The 831-nt window shown below is 65.7% G+C and carries 1 protein-coding gene; it reads left to right on the forward strand.

Features of this window, described 5'->3' with window-relative positions; all coding sequences use genetic code 11:
- Window positions 1-23 precede the first annotated feature (23 nt).
- The coding region (locus AC1DS3_RS39135; protein WP_477129428.1) for an ISNCY family transposase at window positions 24-831 on the forward strand (808 nt) is incomplete at its 3' end.

Consider the following 831-nt stretch of genomic DNA (forward strand, 5'->3'; position numbering starts at 1 on the left):
TGAAGGATCGAGGGTTGATCACCATGAGTCTGCGCGAAGTTGAYCGCTTCAAGGTCATTCAGGCAACGGCCGAGGGCCTGCTGGCGCAATGGCGCGCCGCAGAGCGCCTGGATCTGACGGCGCGGCAAGTCCGGCGGCTGGTGCAGCGCTGGCGAGCCGATGGCCCTATGGGCTTGCTGTCGCGCCAGCGTGGGCAGCCAGGCCATCGCCAACTGCCACGGATGATCGAGGCGCAGGCACGCGCGCTAATCCAGCAGCATTACGCCGATTACGGCCCCACGCTCGCCTGCGAGAAGCTGCGCGAGCGCCATGGCATCGCGCTGGCCAAGGAGACGGTGCGCCGGATCATGATCGATGCCGGCTTCTGGGTGCCACGCAAGCTGCGCCCGCCCAAGCTGCACCAGCCGCGCAAGCGCCGCGCCTGCCTGGGTGAGCTGGTGCAGATCGATGGCAGCGAGCACGCCTGGTTCGAGGAGCGCGCGCCCATGTGCACGCTGCTGGTCTATGTCGACGATGCCACCAGCCGCCTGATGCAGTTGCTGTTCGTGCCGACCGAATCGACTTTCGCCTATTTTGCGGCGACACGTGCTTACATCGAGCGCCATGGCAAGCCGGTGGCGTTCTACAGCGACAAGGCCAGCATCTTCCGGGTCAATGCCAAAGGCGTCACCACGGGACGGGACCATACGCAGTTCGGGCGCGCGCTGTACGAGCTGAATATCGAAAGCCTGTGCGCCAACAGCAGCCAGGCCAAGGGCCGTGTGGAGCGAATGAATGGCACGCTGCAGGACCGGCTGGTCAAGGAGTTGCGCCAGCGCGGCATCTCGACGC

The organism is Cupriavidus sp. 01L46 (assembly GCF_056399905.1).